This is a genomic window from Streptosporangiales bacterium (genome assembly GCA_009379825.1).
Taxonomy (GTDB): Bacteria; Actinomycetota; Actinomycetes; order Streptosporangiales; family WHST01; genus WHST01.
Map to the genome: position 1 here is coordinate 24,167 of WHTA01000012.1, position 17,842 is coordinate 42,008.

Below are 17,842 nucleotides of genomic sequence, written 5' to 3' on the forward strand. Positions count from 1 at the left end.
GATCACGCGCAGACCGTGGTCGGGCGTGAGAGATTGGGAGAAGCAATTGGCTGTCTTGGACGGCGCTCCCCCCGGCGTCGATGTCATGAGGAGAACCGAGCCGATGCGTGCTCTGACGCGAACGACCGCCATTTCGCTCGTGGCGTTCCTGCTGGCGCTCGCGGCTGCGACCGGCATCGCCACGGCGCAGGCGCAACCGGCCGACGCCGCGACCGACATCGGCAAGATCACGGCCGCCTGGGACGCCGGCAAGCCGGTCTACCAGGACCCCTCGGCGGGGGTCCTGTCCGCCGACGACGTCGAGGGGCTCACCGCCCAGGTCCAGGACGACGCCACCGGCACGCCGATCTTCGTCGCCGTGCTCCCGCAGGACGAGGTGGATAACGGCGGCAAGAAGCTGGTGCAGCGGCTGGCGGAGAAGCACGGCGGCCCTGGTACGTACATCACGCTCGGCGAGAACACCATCCACTCGTACTCCACCGAGGTGCCGGACAGGATCGACGCGCTCACCGAGTCCGCCATGAACGAGGGGGACGGTGACCCGCAGAGCATCGCTTCGTTGCTGATCGACAAGGTCGCCGAGGCGGCCGCCTCGGCGGAGCAGAACGACCAGCAGGACTCGGGTGCGGGCGTCGGCTCGGTCATGCTGGTGGGCCTCGGCCTGCTGCTGCTGATCGCGTTCGCCGGTGGCCTGGTGGCCGTCTCGTCGCGCCGGAAGCGGCAGCAGCGGGAGGCCGAGCAGTTCGCGGCCGTGCACGACACCGCGGAAGAGGACGTGACCAAGCTCGGCGAGGACATCGCGGAGCTCGACCTGGACGTCCAGGGCGCGGACCTCGACCCGGCTGCACGTACCAACTACGAGAACGCGCTCGACGCGTACGACAGGTCCAAGGACGCGCTGGTCGCCGCCCGGCGGCCGGACGACCTGCGCAGGGTGACCGAGGCCCTCGACGACGGCAGGTACGAGATGACCTGCGTGCGGGCCAGGCTGACCGGCGAACCGGTGCCGGCCCGCCGGGCGCCGTGCTTCTTCAACCCGCAGCACGGCCCTTCGGCCGCCGACCGGCCGTGGACCCCGCCGGGCGGCTCGGTGCGCGACGTCCCGGTGTGCGCCGCGGACGCCAGCATCATGGACCACGGCCACGAGCCCGCCGCCAGGCACGTCATGGTCGACGGCGTACGCCGGCCCTACTGGGAGGGCGGCCCGGCGTACGCCCCGTGGTACGGCGGGTACTACGGGGCGTACGGCGTCGACGGCTTGCTGACCGGCATGCTGCTCGGCTCGGTGCTCGCCGGCGGCTGGGGCGGCTTCGGGGACTTCGGCGGCGGCGACTCCGGCGGCTTCGGCGGCGGCGACTCCGGCGGCTTCGGCGGCGGCGACTCCGGCGGCTTCGGCGGCGGCGACTTCGGCGGCTTCGGCGGCGGCGACTTCGGCGGCTTCGGCGGCGGCGACTTCTGACCGTAGCCTCGAGGCATGCCGCGGCTGCCAGGTGACCCCAACCTGTTCCGGAAGCTCCTCTACACACTCGGCGTGCGGTTGACGCCGAGGTACGCGGACTGGGTGCGGCACGACCTCACCGACGCGGACTGGCGGTGGCGGCTGGTCGGCCGCCACATGCTGGTGCTCGTGCCGTTCTGCCTGCTGTTCCTGCTGCTGCCAGGGCCGTGGGTGTTGCGCATCCTCGCCGGCGTCCTGCTGTGGGTGAGCAGCATGTTCGTGATGGTGCTCTACGCCGGCCCGATCCGCGACCGTAAGCTCCGCCAGCACGGCCTAGCGCCGCCGGACCAGCCGACCAGGTAGCCGGCGTCAGTCCAGCGGGGTCATCAGCTGGCGGGCGGCCTCCGTGACGCTGCCGGTCAGCGACGGGTAGACGGAGAACGTGTGCGCGATCTGCCCGACGGTCAGGCCGAACTGCACGGCGATCGACATGGTCAGCACCAGCTCGCTCGCCCGCGGCGCGGCGATGACGCCGCCGAGCACGGTGCCGGTGCCCGACCGGCAGAACAGCTTCACGAAGCCCTCGCGGATGCCCTGCATCTTCGCGCGCGGGTTGGTGGCCAGCGGCAGCATCACCTGCTGCGCGTCGACCGCGCCTGAGTCGACCATCGCCTGGGTGACGCCGACGCTCGCGATCTCCGGGTCGGTGAACACGTTCGCCGCGACGGTGGACAGCCGTAGCGGCGCCACCGCCTCACCCAGCGCGTGCCACATGGCGATCCGGCCCTGCATCGCGGCGACCGACGCCAGCATGAGCACGCCGGTGCAGTCGCCGGCCGCGTAGACCCCGGGCAGCGACGTACGCGACACCCGGTCGACCTCGATCAGGCCGCCGTCGGTCAGCCGTACGCCCGACTCCGCCAGGCCGATCCCCTCGGTGGCAGGCACCGAACCGACGGCGAGCAGGCAGTGCGAGCCCTCGACGACCCGGCCGTCCACCAGCCGTACGACGACGCCGTCGCGGGTACGTTCGACCCGTTCCGCGCGGGCCTTGCTCACGACGTTCATCCCGCGCCTGGCGAACACGCCTTCCAGTACGGCGGCTGCGTCCGGGTCCTCGTGCGGCAGCACCCGGTCGCGGCTGGACACCAGCGTGACCGCCGAGCCGAGGCCGAGGTAGCCGCTGGCGAACTCCGCCCCCGTCACGCCGGAGCCGACCACGACGAGGTGCTCGGGCAGCTCGTCCAGGTCGTACACCTGGCGCCAGGTGAGGATGCGCTCGCCGTCCACCTCCGTGCCGGGCAGCGTCCGCGGCTGCGCGCCGACGGAGAGCAGCACCACGTCGGCCGCGATCTCGGCGTCGTCGACCACTACCCGGCCGTTGTCGGCCAGCCGCCCGACGCCGTCGACCAGGTTCACCCCCGCGGCCGCCAGCCGCTTGCCGATGTCGGCCGACTGGGCGGCGGCCAGGTCCTGCACCCGGCGGTTCACCTGTCCGATGTCGACGCTCAGCGCGCTGGTGGGGTCGCCTTCGTGGTCGGTGAGCTGCAGGCCAAGGCCGGCGGCCTGCTCCAGCCCGTGCGCGGTCTCCGCCGTGGCGATCAGCGTCTTCGACGGCACGCAGTCGTTGAGCACGCACGCGCCGCCGGCGCCGTCGCGTTCGACCAGCGTGACCTCGGCGCCGAGCTGCGCCGCGACGAGCGCCGCCTCGTAGCCGCCAGGGCCACCTCCGACGATCGCTACCTTCGGCACCGTGCGCCCCCTCGTCCGTCGACCGTTCTGCGTGTCACGGGCGCATTCTCCCGCATCTGCCTGGCCCGAGGTCGTACCCTGGTGCCGCCATGCCCCGACACTGTCCGCTCTCCCCGTTGCCGCCGTCCGCCGTGCCCCGCGTCCCGGAGGCCCTCCGTTGACCGTCTACGCAGCCTACGGAAGCAACCTCGACCCGAAGCAGATGCTGCAGCGCGCACCGCACTCCCCCGCGCGCGGCACCGGCTGGCTCACCGGCTGGCGGCTCGGCTTCGGCGGCGAGGACCGTAGCTTCGACGGTGCGCTCGCCACGGTCGTCGAGGACGACGCGAGCCAGGTCTTCGTCATGCTGTACGACCTGTCGCCGGCCGACGAGGCCAGGCTGGACCGCTGGGAGGGCAGCGAGCTCGGCCTGTACAAGCGGATCCGGGTGCGGGTGGACACCCTGGACGGCCAGGCGCTCGCCTGGATCCACGTGCTCGACGGCTACGAGGGCGGCCTACCGTCCCGCCGGTACGTGGACATCATCGCCGACGCCGCAGCCAGCGCCGGCGCCCCCGACGACTACGTCGCCGCGCTCCGCGCACGGCCCTGCCGCTGATTCTCAGCCGGTCAGGCCGCAGAGCCGGCCGATGGTCAGCATGTGGATGCGGACCATTTCCAGGTAGTCGGTCACGGCCACCCGCTCGTCCGGCATGGTGTTGTACTTCCCGCCAGGTCCGCACACCACGCCGGGCATGCCGGCGTGGTGCTGCAACAGCGACGCGTCGCTGCCGTAGAAGCAGTACGGCCGGATCGCGCCGGTCGGCTGCGGCTCACCGCGCACCTGCCGGTACGCGTCATTGACCGCGGCGACCACCTGGCTGTCCGGCGGACGGCGAACGGCTCGTCCATGACCGCGCCGCCGACGTCGTCGGTACGGCGCACGCTGCCGGTGATGCCGGGCAGCCCCGCACACACCTCGGTCACCAGCTGGCGCAGGTCGGCCAGCGCGGACGCCGGCGTCTGGCCGGGCCCGTAGCGCAGCGAGCCGAGCAGCCGCGCGCAGTCGGCGACCTGCGGCGGCCGGGTGTCGAGCAGCTCCCGGCCGAGTCCCGCCCGCACGACGCCGACGTGCGCGCGGTTCGTACGCCGCGCGTCCTCGTCCGCCGCACCGGACAGCGCCATCTCGTTGATCCGCGGCGCGAGGACGGTGGCCGCGGCGAGGGCGTCCGCGGCCTCCTCCCGCTTGGACATGTGCCGGGTGTCGCCCACCAGCTCCACCTCGAACGCGAGCGCACCGGCGTGGGTGGTGAGCGCGGCGAGGTCGGTGGGCTCGCAGTTGACGAACCAGTCAGCCCGGTAACCCTCCTCGACCAGCGCCCGGGTGCCGACGCCGTTCTGCAGCTCGCCCACCACGAAGGTGAGCGTGACGTCGCCGTCTGGCCGCGCGCCTGCGGCGAGCAGCGTACGTACGGCCTCCAGGTACGACGCGCAGCCGGCCTTCATGTTCGAGACGCCGATGCCGTAGACGAACCCGCCGCTGACCAGGCCGCCCCACGGGTCGACGGTCCAGCCCTCGGTGACCGGGTTGGTGTCGACGTGCCCGTTGAACATCAGCGACGGGCCGCCGCCGGTCCCCCGCCAGACGCCGATCGCGTTCGCGCGGCCTGGACCGACCGGCTGCTGCCTGGCGTCCAGGCCGAGCGCGGCGAGCTCGTTGACCAGCCACGCGACGACGGCGCTCTCCTGCGGCGTCTCGGTCCTGCTGTCGAACTCCGCGATACCAGATCTACGGCCCTGCCCTCGTCGAGGGGGACGGTCGACGGGTCCATCACACCTCCTCGAGCTCCGGGGGTAGCGACCGCGCCTCGCGCACGCGCGGCGCGGTCTCGGGCAGCGTGGTGACCAGGATGAGAAAGGAGACCACGGCGATGCCCATGATGTAGAACGGCGGCGCGAGCTTGCTGCCGGTGGCGTCGACCAGCCAGATCGCCACGTACGGCGCCGTGCCGCCGAAGATCGCGTACGCGATGTTGTAGCCCATGGTCGGCCCGCTGTACCGCACCCTCGGCGGGAACAGCTCCATGCCGAGGCAGGCGGACAACGCGCTGGTCGGCGCCGCCGCCAGCACGAACAGCAGCTCGCCTAGGTAGATGGACCCGAAGCTGCCGCTGCTGGCGATGAAGAACGCCGGCAGGCTGGTGACGAACAGCCCGCCCACCGCGAACAGCAGCACCGGCCGCCGCCCGATCCGGTCGGCGAGCAGGCCGTACAACGGCTGGATGCAGATCATCGTCAGCGAGATGAGCGCGGACACCCACAGCGCGGTCACCCGCTCGACGCCCGCGGTCTCGGACAGGTAGGTGGGCAGGTACGTGTTCAGCACGTAGAACGCCACCGAGTTGATCATGATCAGCCCGATGAACGTGATCAGCCGCCGGCGCTGTGCGGTCGATCCCGCCGTGCTCCTTCAGCTGCTGGAAGATCGGCGACTCGGCGATCCGCAGCCGCAGGTAGAGGCCGGTCACGCCCAGCGGGAACGCGACTGCGTGACGAGCGCGGCGAGGCCGAGCGCGCTGAGGCTGGAGACGTACGACGACACGTTGTGCAGACCGAAGATGAAGCCGCGCCGCTTGGCGCCCATGAACTCGTGGATCATCGAGCCCACGCCCATCTCGCCGCCGGCGGAGAACCCCTGCACCAGCCGCAGCACGAGCAGCAGCGGCGCGGCCACGCCGACGGCCTGGTAGGTCGGCTGCAGCCCGATCAGGCCGGTGGCGACGGTCATGAGCGTCACCACGACCGCCGCTGTGCGCGCCCGCCCGACCCGGTCGCCGAGGCTGCCGAAGTACATCGCGCCGAGCGGCCGGACGAGGAACGACACCGCGAAGATGGCGAACGTCGACAGCAGCGCGGCGACCTCGTCACCTTCGGGGAAGAGCCTGGTCGCGATGACCGGTGCGAGCACGCCGTAGATCGCGTAGTCGAACCACTCCACGGACGCGCCCAGGGTGGCGGCGAAGAAAACCCGGCGCTTCTCCCGGTCGGAAACCTGCGTGGTGGTCGCCACGACGGTACCGTCCTCTCAAGTCCTGCACGGCAGAATGATCGTTGATTTGTTCAACAATCACTCGCCGACGCCAAGGACCCTCCCGGGATGAAGTAACCAGAGAGCGGACGAGATGTCACCGAACGTAGCCGGTTGGGTCGCCGAGCTCCGGTCCCGCGCCACCGCCCACGGCCCCGCGAGCACCGCGGACCGGGCGGCGGCGGCACTCCGCGCCCTCATCGCGGACGGCCACCTGCCGCCGGGCACCCAGGTGCCGGAACAGGTGGTCGCCGACGCCCTCCAGCTCTCCCGCAATACGCTGCGGGAAGCGTTCCGTCTGCTCGCCGGCGAGCAGCTGCTCGAGCATAAGGTCAACCGCGGCGTGTTCGTCTGCCAGCTCGACCGCGCCGACATCGTCGACATCTACGCGACCCGTACGTTCCTCGAGTGCGCGGCGTTGCGCTCGGCCGACGGGCCGAGCGAGGCGCAGCTCGCCACGCTGGACACCGCGGTGGCCGAGGCCAGGCGGGCCCGCGACGCCGGCGAGGGCACCGCGATGGGCAGCGCCGACCTGGCGTTCCACCAGGCGGTGATGGCGCTCGCCGGCAGCAGCCGGCTGGACGCGTTCATCACCTCCCTGTTCGCCCAGCTGCGGCTGGCTTTCCACGTGATGGCCGACCCGCACGCCTTCCACGCCGCGTACGTCGAACGCAACGCGGACATCCTGCAGCTGCTGCGGGACGGCGACCAGGCGGCGGCGTCCGCCACCATGCACGCCTACCTGCACGACGCCTGCGAACAGATCCTCACCGCCCTTCCGGAGGACCCGTCCGACTGACGGTGTCTGCTTACCCGTTGATGTGCGGGTTTGCGCAGCTGGCGCGGTCCCGTACTACGCTCTGCAGAATGGGAGAGCAGAACTGGCCCGACCCGCACACCACGGCGAGGGCCGCCGCCAAGCGTCTGCACGAAATGACGGATATTCCCGCCTTCGATGTTGCTGTCGTCTTGGGCTCCGGGTGGCGACCTGCCGTGGACATGCTCGGTGAGACCGTGCGGGAGTTCCTCGCCACCGAGCTGCCCGGCTTCGTCGGCCAGTCGGTGTCCGGCCACGCGGGAACCATCCGTGCGGTACGTGCGGACAGCCGGGCGGTTCTCGCCTTCGTCGGCCGCACGCACCTCTACGAGGGCCACGGCGTCGACCCGGTCGTGCACAACGTACGTACGGCCGTCGCCGCCGGGTGCCGGATCGTGGTGCTCACCAACGCGGCCGGCGCGGTGCGGGAGACGTTCCTCGTGGGCGAGCCCGTCCTGGTCCGCGACCACATCAACCTGACCGCGCAGTCCCCGCTGCGGGGCCCGCGGTTCGTCGACCTCGCCGACCTCTACTCGGCGCGGTTGCGCGAGGTCTGCCGGGAGATCGACCCGTCGCTGGGCGAAGGCGTCTACGTGCAGCTGCCCGGGCCGCACTACGAGACCCCCGCGGAGGTCAGGATGCTCCGCGGAATGGGCGGTGATCTGGTCGGCATGTCGACCGCGCTCGAAGCGATCGCGGCACGAGAAGCCGGTGCCGAGGTGCTCGGCATCTCCTTGGTAACCAACCTCGCCACCGGGCTCGGCGAGGATTTCGACCATGACGACGTGCTGCAGACCGGCAGGCGCGCATCCGCGCGGATGGGCCGGCTGTTGGCCGAGGTGGTGCGTTGTGAACACCCAGATCTCCCCCTCTGAGCAGACCGACCCCGACCAGGCGCTCATCGACCGCGCGCGCACCTGGCTCGACGACGATCCGGACCCGGACACCAGGGCCGAGCTGCGCGAGCTGATCGTCATGGACGACCTGACCGAGCTGCACAGCCGCTTCGACACCGGGCTCAGCTTCGGCACCGCCGGGCTGCGCGGCGCGCTCGGCGCCGGGCCGAACCGGATGAACCGCGTCGTCGTCCAGCGCGCGGCCGCCGGGCTCGCCGGTTACCTGCGGCAGGCAGGCGAGCAGGGCGGCACCGTGGTGATCGGCTACGACGCGCGGTACAAGTCGGAGGCGTTCGCTTCCGACACCGCCGACGTCCTCGCCGGCCTCGGCCTCACGCCGGTGGTGCTGCCGCGCCCGCTGCCCACCCCCGTCCTCGCGTACGCGATCCGCCACCAGCAGGCGGTCGCGGGCGTCATGGTCACCGCCAGCCACAACCCTGCGGCGGACAGCGGGTACAAGGTCTACCTCGGCGACGGCAGGCAGATCGCACCGCCGGCCGACGCGGAGATCGCCGCGATGATCGAGAAGGTGCCCCAGGTCACCAACCTGCCGAAGAACTCCGACTGGGCCCACCTCGACGACACCGTCGTCGACGACTACGTGGAGCGGGTGGCGGGCCTGGTCGCCGACGAGTCGCCGCGCCGGATCAGCGTGGCGTACACGCCGATGCACGGCGTCGGCAAGGACGTGCTGCTCGCGGCGCTCAGCGGCGCCGGGTTCGCCCCACCCACCGTCGTCGCGGAACAGGCCGAGCCTGACCCCGAGTTCCCCACCCTCGACTTCCCGAACCCGGAGGAGCCCGGCGTGCTCGACCTCGCGCTGGCGACCGCGGACCAGGTCGACGCGCAGCTGGTAATCGCCAACGACCCGGACGCCGACAGGTGCACGGCCGCCGTCCGGTGCCGGGACGGCAGCTACCAGCAGCTCACCGGCGACGAGATCGGCGCGCTGCTGGCCGAGCACCTGCTCCGCCGCAGCGACCTGCCGACGTCGGCCGCGCCGGACGAGCCGCCGCGCGACACGTTCGCGACCACCATCGTGTCGTCGACGCTGCTGTCGCGGATGGCCGCGGCGCACAGCGTGCCGTACGCCGAGACGCTCACCGGCTTCAAGTGGCTGACCAGGGTCGACGGTGTGCGGTACGCGTACGAGGAGGCGATCGGGTACTGCGTCGACCCGGCGGCGGTCGCCGACAAGGACGGCGTCAGCGCAGCCGTGCTGCTGTGCGAGCTGGCCGCGACGCTCGCGGCCGAGGGCCGCAACCTAGTCGACCTGCTCGACGACCTCGCCGCGGAGCACGGCGTGCACGCCACCAGCCAGCTGTCGGTGCGGGTGCAGCAACCGGCCGAGCGGGAGGAGCTGCTGAAGCAGCTGTCCGCCGACCCGCCGCAGACCCTCGCCGGACTCACCGTAGAGGCGATCGACAACCTCGAGGACACCTCGACCGGCCTACCGGCGACCCCGGGCCTGCGCTTCCGCCTGGCCGAGGACGCCAGGATCATCGTCCGCCCGTCAGGCACCGAGCCGAAACTGAAGTGCTACCTGGAAGCCGTCGTACCAGTAAGCGAGGACACCGGCGTCGCCGCAGCCAGGAAACTAGCCGCCGACCGCCTAACCGCATTGGCCGACGACCTAGCCACCGCCGGCGGCTTCCCGGCCCATGACGGGGGCCGAGGCCACTAGCCGCTGACGCCTGCCAGGCCTTCCCGACCACCCTGGCACCGGCCGGAAGCCACTACCGCATGCGTGTCTCTTCCCCACCCCGGCCCCGGCCCCGGCCCCGGCCGGAGGCCACCAGCCACTGACGCCTGCCAGGCCTTCCCGACCACCCTGGCACCGGCCGGAAGCCGGTAGCCGCAGACATCCGCCTGCCGTTCCACCACCCCGACACCGCCAGCCACTGACGGCTGCCTGTCTTCCCGTCCCCTCGCGCCCGACCGGAGGCCTAGCCCGCCGGCACCTGCGCGGCCCCTGACGCGGCCGGAGGCCGCTAGCCGCATGGCTGTCGCTTCCCCATCCCGACGCGGGCCGGAGGCCGTTAGCCGAGGACCAGGCTGGCGACGAAGAGCAGGGTCGGCACGACGAGCGCCACCACGGCGGGCCACGACCACTTCACGGTCACCTCGGTGTGGCCGGCCTCGGCGGACTTGCGGCCGAACTGGTCGGCCATGCCGGTCAGCCGCTGCGCGAGGTACTCGGTGGTGGTCGCCTGGGCGGCGGCGGCGAGGTGTTCCTTGTCGCTGGACTGCTGCGCGGACGTCCGGCCGGTGCGGTCCATGGTCAGCTCCGCGGCACGGCCCTGCACCTGCGACCTGGTGAACCAGGCACGGCGCCGGTTCGACACGTGGCCGACCCAGGAGTGGTAGTGCCTGCGTGCCGTCCTCACTCTGATGGTGTCGCGGGACTCGATCTCCTCCACGGCACCCCAGGGGATCTCCACGTCCCGCAGCGGGTTGCGCAGCAGCATCCGGTCCGCGTCCGCGCGCAGCCGCGGCCGCAGCGCGATCACCCAGACGACGCCGCTGACCACCAGCAGCACCGAGCCCGCGTACGCGCTCCCCCTGGTCCAGTCGTGCCGGAGGATGTCGACGGCGTTGACGGCCGCGAACAGCATCCACCCCCAGCCGAACACCCATCCGACCCGGGCCTTCTCGTCCACCTTGTCCGCCAGGGGCGCGCTCTTGTCCACGCGGTGATTCTGCCTCATCGCCCGGATCCAGGCGATGAGTGCTGTGGAACCGCGCGACGACGTAAAGTGGCCGGCATGGCGACCACTGCGGACCCGCTCGCCGGCGTCACCGCGTCGGCGTCCTCGCTGCGCCAGTTCCTGCTCGGCCTGCCCGGCGTCGACCAGGTCGGCGTCGAGGAACGCGCCGCGCAGCTGGCGACCAGGTCGATCAAGACCACCGCGAAGGCGTACGCGATCGACCTGGCGATCTCCATGGTCGATCTGACCACGCTGGAGGGCCAGGACACCCCGGGCAAGGTGCGGTCGCTCGCCGCGAAGGCACGCCGTCCGGACCCAAGCGACCCCGAGGTGCCCGCGGTCGCCGCGGTGTGCGTGTACCCCGACCTGGTGTCGGTCGCCAAGGAGGCGGTCGCCGGCAGCAACGTGGCGGTGGCCAGCGTCGCGACCGCGTTCCCTTCCGGGCGCACGGCGCTGCCGGTGAAGCTCGCGGACGTGGAGCAGGCCCTCGCCGCCGGCGCCGACGAGGTGGACATGGTCATCGACCGCGGTGCCTTCCTCGCCGGCGACTACCAGCGGGTGTTCGACGAGATCGTCGCCGTGAAGCAGGCCTGCGGCGACACCCACCTGAAGGTCATCTTCGAGACCGGCGAGCTCGCGACGTACGACAACGTGCGGCGGGCCTCCTGGCTGGCGATGCTGGCCGGCGCCGACTTCATCAAGACCAGCACCGGCAAGGTCCAGCCCGCCGCGACGCTGCCGGTGACGCTGGTGATGCTGCAAGCCGTGCGTGACTTCTATACCGCCACGGGCCGGCAGGTCGGCGTGAAGCCCGCCGGCGGCATCCGCACGTCGAAGGACGCCATCCGCTACCTGGTGACCGTCAACGAGATCGCCGGCGAGCAGTGGCTGGCGCCGCGGTGGTTCCGGTTCGGCGCGTCCAGCCTGCTGAACGACCTGCTGATGCAGCGCGCGAAGCTCCACACCGGCGCCTACGCCGGCGCGGACTACTTCACCGTCGACTGAGCTCCGGCCCGCGAACGGCCCACCGCCACTGCGACAGCACCTACACTTCGAAGCTGCGCACTTCGACTGAAGACGGAGCAGCAGCTGGTGACCAGTACGCCCAACCCGAACAGCGCCGCCCCGGACCCGTGTTCCAGGCTTATAGCAGCGGACGCTCCAGCGGCAGGTTGTCCGGCTGGGTCGGCACCGCGGCAGCAACATACGCCGCGTACCGAGGACTGCATCCGGTCGACAGCACCGTGGCCGGCCTGATCGCTGGTGCAGCCACGGCTTTCGCCAAGGACGTCGTCCAGCGAGTGCGCGGCGACCGCGCGAGGCAGGGCGGGCGCAACGACCACACGGTCCGCAGCCCTGCCTTCCGTGCCCGTGTCATGGGCTACTCGCTCCGCCGCGTGAGCGCTGCGATCGGTACGCCGACTGCGGTAGCTGCCCTGCAAAGCGGCGCACATCCGGTGGCGAGTCTCGGCGCCGGGCTCCTGGCCGAGAGGCTCGTGCACAAGGTTCCCGATGCCCGCGCCATAAAGAGCATCGGCGAAGGCCGCTACGGCACGCCAGGCACGATCACACTGCGGGCATCGGTGCGCACGGACGCCCGCCCCGACGACCGCAGAAGCGGTGGCCAGGACGGGCGCTCGCGCTAGCACCGGGAGTCAGTCGAACTCGCCGGCGCACAGCGCTGCGGTGAACGTCGCGAACGCGGCGGCCGGGAAGACCAGCATGGCCGCGTCGGGACTCTTGCTGTCGCGCACGCCGCAGCGGTCACCCAGGCGCGCCACCTCGACGCAGTCTCCCTGGTGATCGGACGCCGTCGCCTTGTGCCAACGAGCGGTATTGAAATCAATCATGTCGCGAACTCCTTCCGTTGTCGTTCGATGAGTGCTACGGACGTGGCCGCGGACAGCGCCGCCTCCCTGAGGTAGTCGAACGCCACCTGGAACGCGCCGACGGCGCTCGCGTCGGCACGGTGTGCCTGCCCACCGGTCAGCGTGTCCACGTACACGTGATCGGCGTCGCCGGGAATCGACAGGAGGGTGAAGCTGGTGCCCATCGCCGGGCTGGTCGCCGCGGCGAACGGCAGGACCTGCACGGTGATGGTGTGCGAGGCCAGCAGGCCGAGCAGGTGATCGAGCTGGCTGCGCATCACCTCGACGCCGCCCAGTGCCCGGTGCAGCACGGCCTCGTCGATGACGGCCCACAACCACGGCGGGTCGTCGCGGGCGAGGACCTCCTGCCGCGAGGTGCGGAACGCCACCCGCGCCTCGACCTCGGTGGCTGGCAGCGGCGGGCGGTGGCTGGCCATCACCGCTCTGGTGTACGCCGGGTGCTGGAGCAGACCCGGCATCAGGTGCGCCTGATACGTGTGGATCGAGCTGGCCACCTCCTCCGCGGCGAAGAAATCGGCGACCGGTCCGGACGGCATCACCTGGTCACGCGCCAACCGCCACAATCCGAGCAGAATCTCGCGTCCGCCGAGGAGTTCTTCCGCCGCACGGACGAATGCCTCCTGCGGCATTCGCCGACCGGTTTCCAGGTTGCTGAAATGCGCCGCCGAATAGTTCAGCCGCGCAGCGCACTCCTCCTGGGTCAGGTCGGCCGCGAACCGCAGGCGGCGCAGGTGTTGCGCGAACAGCAGGAGCGCGCTCCTCTGCTCGCTCTTCGGCTCGACGGCAAATCCTTCAGTTATTCCTCCCATCCTTCAATTTCCCGTCCTTTCCTTCACATCCGGCTGAAGAGTTCAGAACCCTGTTCGCTGACTTGCTTGCTGGGCATCGTAAAGGGCACCGACGACAACAAAGTCCGCCCCGAGCGACCCGAGCAGAAAGCAGGTGCGAGCGATGGAAGAACGAGAACCCACAGCAGCCGACGACGCACCCGGCGACGCATCCACCGACCACGAGCCACCCGACCCGGCCCCATCCGACGACGAACCGCCCCAACCCGCGGACCCGGAACAGCGCGCCGACCCCGGCCCGCGCGGCGGCGAGCCGGACCTGGCGCGTTACGGGTCCGATGGCCGGTGCCGGCCACACGGGAATCCGTGGCGGTGCCCGCGGTGTCTGGCCGACGTCAGCGACGTCCCCGTCTTCAACAACACCTGAGGAGGAAAGATGGAACGACGGGACTGGATCGGCCTGGCGGTCGTCGCGGCGTGTCTGGTGGTAGCGCTGGTCATCTGGGCGCTCACCGATGGTCAAGGCTGACGTGGGGAGCCCCGATGACCGGCGCAGCGGCTATCGTCGACGGGTGAGATGTCCTGGGGACACGGCCCGCCGGCGCTACCCGCGGCCGGCAGCAACGGCGCTGCCCGGGGAGGTCATCCGATGACAGCGTTCGAATACGCACCGGCGCCCGAGTCGGCGGCGGTCGTCGACATCGCGTCCCACTACGGCCTGTTCATCGACGGCGAGTTCGTCGAAGGCGCGGAGGGCAGGTCGGCGAAGACGCTGAACCCGGCGACCGAAGAGGTGCTCGCCGAGGTGACCGACGCCGGCCAGGAGGACGTGGACCGCGCGGTGGCGGCCGCCAGGCGTGCCTACGAGCAGACCTGGCGGGCGCTGCCCGGCAAGGAACGCGCCAAGTACCTGTACCGGATCGCGCGGCTCGTACAGGAGCGCGCCCGCGAGCTGGCCGTACTGGAGAGCATCGACAACGGCAAGCCGATCAGGGAGTCGCGAGACACCGACCTCCCGCTCGTAGCGGCCTGGTTCTTCTCCTACGCCGGCTGGGCGGACAAGCTGCCGTACGCGGGCTTCGGCCCGGACCCGCGACCGCTGGGCGTCGCCGGCCAGGTGATCCCGTGGAACTTCCCGCTGCTGATGCTGGCGTGGAAGATCGCGCCCGCGCTGGCGTGCGGCAACACGGTGGTGCTGAAACCGGCGGAGACCACGCCGCTCACCGCGCTGGCGTTCGCGGAGATCTGCCGGCAGGCCGAGCTGCCGCCCGGCGTGGTGAACATCGTCACCGGCGCAGGCGACACCGGCGCGGCACTGGTGGCGCACCCGGGCGTCGACAAGGTGGCGTTCACCGGGTCGACGGCGGTCGGCCGCGAGATCGCGAAGACGGTGGCGGGCACCGGCAAGAAGCTCACCCTGGAGCTCGGTGGCAAGGCCGCCAACGTGGTGTTCGAGGACGCGGCCATCGACCAGGCGGTGGAGGGCATCGTCAACGGGATCTTCTTCAACCAGGGGCACGTGTGCTGTGCCGGATCGCGGCTGCTGGTGCAGGAGAACGTGTACGCGGACGTGCTCGACCGGCTGAAGCACCGGATGGGCACGCTGCGCGTCGGCGACCCGCTGGACAAGAACACCGACATCGGCGCGATCAACAGCGCGGCGCAGCTTGAGCGGATCCGCCAGCTGAGCGCCGTCGGCGAGAGCGAGGGCGCGCAGGCCTGGTCGCCGGCGTGTGAGCTGCCCGAGCACGGCTACTGGTTCCCGCCCACCGTCTTCACCGGGGTGTCCCAGGCGCACCGCATCGCGCGCGAGGAGATCTTCGGCCCGGTGCTGTCCGTCCTCACCTTCCGCACGCCGGCGGAGGCGGTGGCGAAGGCGAACAACACCCCGTACGGCCTGTCCGCCGGGGTGTGGACGGAGAAGGGCTCACGCATCCTGTGGATGTCGCAGCAGCTGCGCGCCGGGGTGGTGTGGGCGAACACCTTCAACAAGTTCGACCCCGCGTCGCCGTTCGGCGGCTACCAGGAATCCGGATACGGCCGCGAAGGCGGCCGGCACGGGCTGGAGGCATACCTTGCCCAGTGAGCACGCGGCGCGCCTCGAGGTGCGCAAGACGTACAAGCTGTTCATCGGGGGCGCGTTCCCGCGCAGCGAGTCCGGCCGGTCGTACGTGGTCAACGACGCGCGCGGCCGGTTCCTCGCGAACGCGTCGCTGGCCTCGCGCAAGGACGCAAGGGACGCCGTCGCCGCCGCCGGCAAGGCGTGGCCGGCCTGGTGGGGGCGCACCGGTTACAACCGCGGCCAGATCCTCTACCGGGTCGCGGAGCTGCTGGAGGAACGCCGCGAGCAGTTCGTCGGCCAGGTCGCCGCGGCCGACGGCATCGACGCGGCGGACGCGGACCGGCAGGTGTCGGACGCGATCGACCGCTGGGTCTGGTACGCCGGATGGGCGGACAAGCTCGCCAGCGTGCTCGGCTCGAGCAACCAGGTCGCCGGCCCGTACTTCGACTTCAGCACGCCGGAGCCGACCGGCACCGTCGCGGTCGTCGCACCGCAGCGGAGCAGCCTGCTCGGCCTGGTGAGCGTCATCGCGCCGGTGATCGTCGCCGGCAACACGGTCGTCGTCCTCGCCGCCGAGGACCGGCCGCTGCCGGCCGTCACGCTCACCGAGGTGCTCGCCACCAGCGACGTGCCAGGCGGCGTGGTGAACGTGCTCACCGGCAAGGTCGCCGAGGTCGCGCCCTGGCTCGCCTCGCACGCGGACGTCAAGGCGCTCGACCTCACCGGCGTCGACGACGCCACCCTCGCCGCGGGCCTGGAACGGTCCGCCGCGGACACCCTCACCCGCGTCGTACGGCCGCCCGCGCAGGACCCGGACTGGCCCGCCGACCCCGACCTCACCCGGCTGAAGGCGTTCCTGGAGACGAAGACCGTCTGGCACCCGATCGGCAGCTGAAGGGAGCGGCAGTCCCGCCGACAGGCGGTACGGACGGTAGCTGTGGCTGCTGACCGTCGATCATGGTTGCGTTAGGTCGCAATGTGACGGGATGATCACTGACGGTGCCTGCTACCGGGAAGGATGCCTCCTCATGTCTCGGTTCCTTCGTAAGCTCACCGCCGCCACGGGGGCGGCCTTCCTGCTCACCGGCCTCTTCGCACTTCCGGCGCATGCCGCGGAAGCGCCGACGGCGATCGTCTCGCTCGGTGACAGCTACATCTCCGGGGAGGCGGCCGGCGATTACGAGGAGGGCACCGACCAGGAGGGCAACTTCTGCCACCGGTCCAACCGCGCCGAGATCCACAGCACGGGCATCGACGTGGACGAGTCGATCAACCTGGCCTGCTCCGGCGCCACCACCGACAACGTCCGGCTCGGCGGCACGCCGCAGAACGGCGAGGCGCCGCAGGCCGAACGGCTGCGCGAGGTGGCCAAGTCGCACGACGTGCAGCTGGTGGTGTTGTCCATCGGCGGCAACGACGTCGGGTTCAGCGACCTCGTGCTCGACTGCATCAAGGCGTACTTCCGGCTCGGTGAGCGCTGCCAGGACAAGTGGGCGGACAAGCTGCCCGCCGAGCTGGAGCAGGCCGCACCGAACATCGCGCGCAGCCTCGCCGACATCAGGACGGTGATGAACGACGCCGGCTACGCGGACGGCGACTACCAGCTCGTGCTGCAGTCGTACCCGTCGCCGGTCACCGAGAAGAACCGGTACACGTTCACCAAGGCGTTCGAGGGCTGCCCGATCCGCGACGACGACGCGCAGTGGGCCAGGACGCGGGTCGTCTCCCAGTTCGCCGGCACGCTGAGCGGCGTAGCCGCGGACGCCGGCGCACGCTTCCTCGACCTGTCGCATGCGTTCTACGACCGGGAGGTCTGCGCCGAGGGCATCGACCACAGCCAGGAGTGGGCAAAAGGCGTCGACATCGACGTCGGCCAGATCCAGAACGGCGCCGGCAGCAACATCGTGCAGCAGTCGATGCACCCGAACGAGCTCGGCCACGCCCAGTTCGGCACCTGCGTCGGCGGGTTCTTCGGCATGTCCGGCTCCGCCGGCCGGTGCCTGCGCGGGCCCGACGGCAACCTGGCCGCGGAGCCGATCACCACGGCCACCGTGCAACAGCAGGAACGCTCGGACACGGTGCCGCGGATAGCGGAGCCGGAACCGGTCAGCGACAAGAAGCGCGCATACGCCAAGGAGGCGAAGCAGCGCCTACTCGACCGCATCCACGGCAACTGACCCGGCAGCGAGGTAGCCAGCCGACGGCGATCACCGCCAACGCACCCGCGCGGCACCCGGTCGCGGCCCGGCGCCAGCTAGCGACCACCAAGCCGCACCGTGCCTTAGCCACCCGCCGACAGGGTCGCCCGCGCCGCGCCCCGTTGCCGCCAGACAGCAACCGCCAAGCCACAGCGTGGCCGTTGCGGCCGCTGACGGGGTCGGCTGCGTGCGCATCCGCGCGGCGCACTGTAGCCGACAGCAACCGC

16 protein-coding genes and 2 pseudogenes are annotated in these 17,842 nt (G+C 71.3%); 12 read left to right on the forward strand and 6 right to left on the reverse strand.

The features are described from left to right. The first annotated feature begins 103 nt into the window (after positions 1-103). Together GEV07_08615 and GEV07_08620 are read left to right on the forward strand one after the other, a co-directional pair. On the forward strand, positions 104-1,459 hold the full coding sequence (locus tag GEV07_08615) for a hypothetical protein (protein MQA02765.1): 1,356 nt from the start codon (positions 104-106) through the stop codon (positions 1,457-1,459). A gap of 15 nt (positions 1,460-1,474) precedes the next feature. Next, entirely contained in the window at positions 1,475-1,801 is a 327-nt protein-coding gene (locus GEV07_08620; GenBank protein MQA02766.1) for a hypothetical protein, read from the forward strand. A 6-nt stretch (positions 1,802-1,807) separates the two neighbouring features. Here the strand turns inward: GEV07_08620 and GEV07_08625 are convergent, their stop codons facing one another. Beyond that, on the reverse strand, positions 1,808-3,190 hold the full coding sequence (locus GEV07_08625; protein ID MQA02767.1) for an NAD(P)H-quinone dehydrogenase: 1,383 nt from the start codon (positions 3,188-3,190) through the stop codon (positions 1,808-1,810). A gap of 157 nt (positions 3,191-3,347) precedes the next feature. Here GEV07_08625 and GEV07_08630 point away from each other — a divergent pair, with 157 nt between their 5' ends. Beyond that, the gene (locus GEV07_08630) at positions 3,348-3,788 is read left to right on the forward strand and encodes a gamma-glutamylcyclotransferase (GenBank protein MQA02768.1); all 441 of its coding nucleotides are present in this window, start codon (positions 3,348-3,350) and stop codon (positions 3,786-3,788) included. A gap of 3 nt (positions 3,789-3,791) precedes the next feature. Here the strand turns inward: GEV07_08630 and GEV07_08635 are convergent. Both GEV07_08635 and GEV07_08640 read right to left on the reverse strand, forming a co-directional pair. Next, positions 3,792-5,001: pseudogene (locus GEV07_08635) on the reverse strand (M20/M25/M40 family metallo-hydrolase). After that, positions 5,001-6,239 (reverse strand): annotated as a pseudogene (locus tag GEV07_08640) (MFS transporter). The pseudogenes GEV07_08635 and GEV07_08640 overlap by 1 nt, the downstream one beginning before the upstream one ends. 112 nt (positions 6,240-6,351) lie before the next feature. On the opposite strand from GEV07_08640, the gene GEV07_08645 reads away from it, so the two are divergent. From GEV07_08645 to GEV07_08655, 3 genes are all read left to right on the forward strand, one after another. After that, entirely contained in the window at positions 6,352-7,056 is a 705-nt protein-coding gene (locus GEV07_08645) for an FCD domain-containing protein (protein ID MQA02769.1), read from the forward strand. A gap of 68 nt (positions 7,057-7,124) precedes the next feature. Then, entirely contained in the window at positions 7,125-7,949 is an 825-nt protein-coding gene (locus tag GEV07_08650) for a purine-nucleoside phosphorylase (GenBank protein ID MQA02770.1), read from the forward strand. Then, complete coding sequence (locus tag GEV07_08655; GenBank protein MQA02771.1) at positions 7,852-9,654, forward strand: phospho-sugar mutase; 1,803 nt, start codon at positions 7,852-7,854, stop codon at positions 9,652-9,654. Before GEV07_08650 ends, GEV07_08655 begins: the two co-directional genes overlap by 98 nt. A 355-nt stretch (positions 9,655-10,009) precedes the next feature. On the opposite strand, the gene GEV07_08660 is transcribed toward GEV07_08655, so the two are convergent. Further along, on the reverse strand, positions 10,010-10,678 hold the full coding sequence (locus tag GEV07_08660) for a hypothetical protein (protein ID MQA02772.1): 669 nt from the start codon (positions 10,676-10,678) through the stop codon (positions 10,010-10,012). A gap of 57 nt (positions 10,679-10,735) precedes the next feature. On the opposite strand from GEV07_08660, the gene deoC reads away from it, so the two are divergent. Both deoC and GEV07_08670 read left to right on the forward strand, forming a co-directional pair. Beyond that, positions 10,736-11,683, forward strand: a complete 948-nt coding sequence (deoC, locus tag GEV07_08665; protein MQA02773.1) for a deoxyribose-phosphate aldolase — start codon at positions 10,736-10,738, stop codon at positions 11,681-11,683. Positions 11,684-11,811: 128 nt separating this feature from the next. After that, positions 11,812-12,324 carry a hypothetical protein gene (locus tag GEV07_08670; protein MQA02774.1) on the forward strand — a complete coding sequence of 171 codons (513 nt, stop codon included), beginning with the start codon at positions 11,812-11,814 and terminating at the stop codon, positions 12,322-12,324. 9 nt (positions 12,325-12,333) lie between these two features. On the opposite strand, the gene GEV07_08675 is transcribed toward GEV07_08670, so the two are convergent. Together GEV07_08675 and GEV07_08680 are read right to left on the reverse strand one after the other, a co-directional pair. Continuing rightward, positions 12,334-12,528, reverse strand: coding sequence for a DUF397 domain-containing protein (locus GEV07_08675; GenBank protein ID MQA02775.1), 195 nt, complete (start codon positions 12,526-12,528; stop codon positions 12,334-12,336). After that, entirely contained in the window at positions 12,525-13,376 is an 852-nt protein-coding gene (locus GEV07_08680; protein ID MQA02776.1) for a helix-turn-helix domain-containing protein, read from the reverse strand. The genes GEV07_08675 and GEV07_08680 overlap by 4 nt, the downstream gene beginning before the upstream one ends. Positions 13,377-13,518: 142 nt before the next feature. Between GEV07_08680 and GEV07_08685 the strand changes: the two genes are divergently transcribed. The 4 genes from GEV07_08685 (at position 13,519) to GEV07_08700 (ending at position 17,594) form a co-directional block, all read left to right on the forward strand. Then, on the forward strand, positions 13,519-13,782 hold the full coding sequence (locus GEV07_08685) for a hypothetical protein (protein MQA02777.1): 264 nt from the start codon (positions 13,519-13,521) through the stop codon (positions 13,780-13,782). A gap of 222 nt (positions 13,783-14,004) precedes the next feature. After that, positions 14,005-15,441 (forward strand): aldehyde dehydrogenase family protein, encoded by a 1,437-nt coding sequence (locus GEV07_08690; GenBank protein ID MQA02778.1) that lies wholly within the window; start codon positions 14,005-14,007, stop codon positions 15,439-15,441. Next, positions 15,431-16,312: an aldehyde dehydrogenase family protein gene (locus GEV07_08695; GenBank protein MQA02779.1), complete on the forward strand. Its 882-nt coding sequence runs from the start codon at positions 15,431-15,433 to the stop codon at positions 16,310-16,312. Before GEV07_08690 ends, GEV07_08695 begins: the two co-directional genes overlap by 11 nt. Positions 16,313-16,403: 91 nt before the next feature. After that, a complete protein-coding gene (locus tag GEV07_08700; protein MQA02780.1) occupies positions 16,404-17,594 on the forward strand; it encodes a hypothetical protein in 1,191 nt (396 codons plus the stop codon). Positions 17,595-17,842 lie beyond the last annotated feature (248 nt).

Bases quoted from the DNA above. Each gene is read 5' to 3' on its own strand.
- GEV07_08650 (MQA02770.1), top strand. From the start codon at position 7,125: ATGGGAGAGCAGAACTGGCCCGACCCGCACACCACGGCGAGGGCCGCC.
- GEV07_08645 (MQA02769.1), top strand. From the start codon at position 6,352: ATGTCACCGAACGTAGCCGGTTGGGTCGCCGAGCTCCGGTCCCGCGCC.
- GEV07_08690 (MQA02778.1), top strand. From the start codon at position 14,005: ATGACAGCGTTCGAATACGCACCGGCGCCCGAGTCGGCGGCGGTCGTC.
- GEV07_08615 (MQA02765.1), top strand. From the start codon at position 104: ATGCGTGCTCTGACGCGAACGACCGCCATTTCGCTCGTGGCGTTCCTG.
- GEV07_08620 (MQA02766.1), top strand. From the start codon at position 1,475: ATGCCGCGGCTGCCAGGTGACCCCAACCTGTTCCGGAAGCTCCTCTAC.
- GEV07_08680 (MQA02776.1), bottom strand. From the start codon at position 13,376: ATGGGAGGAATAACTGAAGGATTTGCCGTCGAGCCGAAGAGCGAGCAG.
- GEV07_08660 (MQA02772.1), bottom strand. From the start codon at position 10,678: ATGAGGCAGAATCACCGCGTGGACAAGAGCGCGCCCCTGGCGGACAAG.
- GEV07_08675 (MQA02775.1), bottom strand. From the start codon at position 12,528: ATGATTGATTTCAATACCGCTCGTTGGCACAAGGCGACGGCGTCCGAT.
- GEV07_08685 (MQA02777.1), top strand. From the start codon at position 13,519: ATGGAAGAACGAGAACCCACAGCAGCCGACGACGCACCCGGCGACGCA.
- GEV07_08700 (MQA02780.1), top strand. From the start codon at position 16,404: ATGATCACTGACGGTGCCTGCTACCGGGAAGGATGCCTCCTCATGTCT.
- GEV07_08655 (MQA02771.1), top strand. From the start codon at position 7,852: ATGACGACGTGCTGCAGACCGGCAGGCGCGCATCCGCGCGGATGGGCC.
- deoC (MQA02773.1), top strand. From the start codon at position 10,736: ATGGCGACCACTGCGGACCCGCTCGCCGGCGTCACCGCGTCGGCGTCC.